The organism is Protofrankia sp. CiP1_Cm_nod3, assembly GCF_982290655.1.
In genome coordinates, this window is the sequence record NZ_CEVIVD010000006.1 from 78,917 (window position 1) to 81,977 (window position 3,061).

1 protein-coding gene and 3 pseudogenes are annotated in these 3,061 nt (G+C 68.8%); all 4 read right to left on the bottom strand.

The window, feature by feature from the left end:
- Positions 1 to 29: 29 nt before the first annotated feature.
- Positions 30 to 1,359, bottom strand: a pseudogene (gene tnpB / locus AC5LUJ_RS03085) (IS607 family element RNA-guided endonuclease TnpB).
- A pseudogene (locus AC5LUJ_RS03090) lies at positions 1,356 to 1,944 on the bottom strand (IS607 family transposase). Before AC5LUJ_RS03090 ends, tnpB begins: the two co-directional pseudogenes overlap by 4 nt.
- A 430-nt stretch (positions 1,945 to 2,374) precedes the next feature.
- Positions 2,375 to 2,752, bottom strand: coding sequence for a twitching motility protein PilT (locus AC5LUJ_RS03095; RefSeq protein WP_250285718.1), 378 nt, complete (start codon positions 2,750 to 2,752; stop codon positions 2,375 to 2,377).
- Positions 2,752 to 3,061, bottom strand: a pseudogene (locus AC5LUJ_RS03100) (hypothetical protein); the annotation flags it as partial. The gene AC5LUJ_RS03095 and the pseudogene AC5LUJ_RS03100, both read right to left, overlap by 1 nt.

Here is a 3,061-nt window from a genome sequence, read left to right on the forward strand (position 1 = left end):
GTTGCATGAGAGCGTCAGATGGCACGCCTTCACGCCGCCGCCCCTTGCGGGGCGGCGCTCCCGGTCTGACCGGCCGGAGCCGAGCCGGGTTCCCGCTTCATAGCCACCTGCCCGCTCACGCGGGTCTTATGGTCGGCTCCACGGGCGTTTACCGTCTCCGACGCACTGCCGGCGACGAGGTCACGCAGGTTGACCGCGGCGTTCAGGTCGCGGTCGATCACTAGCCCGCAGGACGGGCAGGTGAAGGTGCGGTCCGACAGGGTCAGGCTTGGGTTTCGCCCGCCGCAGCCGGAACAGGTCTTGCTCGACGGGTACCAGCGGTCCGCCACGTGCAGCGCCGAGCCGTACCAGCTGGTCTTGTAGGCGAGCTGGCGGCGGACCTCGGCCATGCCGGTATCCGATACCGCGCGGGCCAGCCGCCGGTTACGCACCATCCCGGCGACGTGCAGATCCTCAACGACGATCACGTTGTGGGCCGTCGCGAGTCGGGTGGTGAGCTTGTGCAGCCCGTCCCGGCGCTGGTTGGCAACCTGGGCGTGGATCTTCGCCAGGCGGGCGGCCCGCGCACGCCTGGCGGCGCTACCAGGCTTCGAGCGGGAGTACGCACGCGATGCCGTCCGCAGCCGGCGCAGAGAGGCGGCCAGATGCTTCGGGTTCGGGATCGTCTCTCCCGTGGAGAGAACGGCCAAGTGCTTCACGCCGAGGTCCACACCGACCGGCCCGATCGCACACTGCCGCGCGGACGGGCCGGCGGGGACCTCGCGCTCCACCTCGACGGTGAACGACACGAACCAGCGGCCCGCGGCCCTCGACACGGTCGCGCCCAGCAGCCGGGCCCGGCCCGTCAGCCAACCGGTCGGTGAGCGCCGTCAGGGGCTCGTGGACCTTCACCCGGCCGATCCGGGGCAGCTTCACCCGCCGATCCCCGGCCGGCCCATAGGCGCCCGTGGTGTACCGGAAGCTGTCGCGTGCCTTCCCACGCTTCTTGAACCGGGGAAAACCGACCCGGCTACCCTTCCGCTTTCCTTTCCGGGAGTCGGTGAAGTTCTTCAATCCGCGGGCAAGCTGGTCGAGCCCGGCCGCGTACGCCTCCTTCGAGTACGCGGCCCACCATGGAGCGGCCTCGTGTTTGGCGGCGTTCCAGACCAGCCGCAGCGCCGGGAGCGTCCACGGCACCGGGGTGAGCAGGTCCCCGGTCAAGCCATAGGACTGCTCGGCGTCGCGCTGGGCGAGCGCCGCCTTCACCCGGGCCAGCCCCCAGTTGAAGGCGAACCGGGACGCCCCCGCATGCCGAGACAGCCCCGCGAACTGGACCTCATTCGGATCGAGAGCGAACCGGTACGCCTGCAAGGTCCTCACTCGGCCGCCTCGGTCGCGGCGGCGACCGCGCGACGGGCCCGGTTCGCCGCGGCGCGACGGCCATAGAGCCGGGCGCACATCGACGTCAGGATCTCGGTGATGTCGCGGACGAGGTCGTCGTCGGCCTCGTCCGGGTCGACGACCAGCAGCTTACGGCCGTGGGCGGCAAGAGCGGCTTCGACGTACTCGGAGCCGAACCGTGCGAACCGGTCACGGTGCTCGACAATGATGGTCGTCACCGCCGGATCGCGTAGTAGTGTGAGGAACTTCCGGCGATCCCCGTTCAGTGCCGACCCGACCTCGGTCACGACCCGGCCGACAGGAATGTTCCGCTCGCCGGCCCACGTCGCGACCCGGGCGATCTGCCGGTCGAGGTCAGCTTTCCGATCGGCGGACGACACCCGGGCATACACCACGGCCAGATCACCGGCGGCCGGGCGGTCGGACTGCTCCACAAGGATCAGCCCGCCGACCCGCCGACCCGCCGACCCGCCGGGCCGGAACCGGCAGTTTGCCCTCAAGGAACCACTGGCGCGCGGTCGAGTACCCGACTCCGTTCGCGGTAGCCCACTCCTTGAGGTTCACTCCGTGACTATACGGCGCTGCCTGGCGCTGAGTTGTCAGAAGTGGTTGCGCACGACCTGCAGGGTGTGCAGAAACGATAGCCAGTCGGAGCCGGCGTGGTCGGCGGCAGTCGTGACTCGGCGTATGGCGCGGTGGGTCAGGAGCAACGCCCACAGTTCCTGGCGGACCATGGCAGACGACTCCGAACGCAGTATCACAGAGAGGTAGCGGTCGATCAGAACGCGTTCGTTGATGTGGCAATGTGCTGCCGTGATTAGCCAATATTTGTTTTAAGGAAACGAGAAGGAGTCCTTTTATTGATCAAACCCATCATGGCATCCGAAGATCGCTCACCCAATGGTCTCGCTTCAGTGGAACCGCACCCATCGGTATTCGCACGCGGCCTGCCGGTTCTTTGCTCGAGCGGTGGAGATCGTGGCTGCCGGCTTTCTTACACGGCGATGAGTTCCACGTGGATATTGGCGACCTGGGCGAGCATGTGAAGATCACCTGGGTCGGAGGTGAGGATGTCGTCTCCGTCGGCCGCCAGGCACACCACGGCCGCGTCGATCGCGTCCGACTGGCCGCTGCGGGCCAGCAGCATGCCCGCCCTGCGCCCCAGGGCGTCGGTGAGCGGTGTGACGGTGACGCCGGCGAGCAGGTGGGCGACCCCGGCCTGCCGTCCCCGCCCACCCCGCCAGACCTGGGTGACCACACCCCCATGCGTGACCGGCGGGCGGCCTGCCAGGCGTTCCCGCTTGACCAGGGCCACCACGCTCCAGTCACCGCGTTCGACCGCGAGGAACGCCCCGGCGTCCAGCACAAGCATCAGGCGGCTCCCCGATCACGGCCAGGTGAAGGAGGGGCATCCGTGCCTGGTGCTCCGCGCACCACGACTGCTCGGGAACGAGCCTGCCGGGCGGCATCACGCATTTCCTGCTCGGTGATCTCACCGTGTTCGGCCTCGTAGGCGGCGAGGAAGTCGTCGAGGGCCCGCAGCCGACGGTCATGGTCGGCTTTCAGGCGCAGGGCGTCGTTCACCCAGGTGCTCACACTCTCCGCATGGCCCTGCGCGACCGCCTCCTGGGCCACGGCCAGCAACTCGGCGTCCACGGAGGCCGAGAGCCGCTGTTTGACA

Bases quoted from the DNA above. Each gene is read 5' to 3' on its own strand.
- AC5LUJ_RS03095 (WP_250285718.1), bottom strand. From the start codon at position 2,752: ATGCTTGTGCTGGACGCCGGGGCGTTCCTCGCGGTCGAACGCGGTGAC.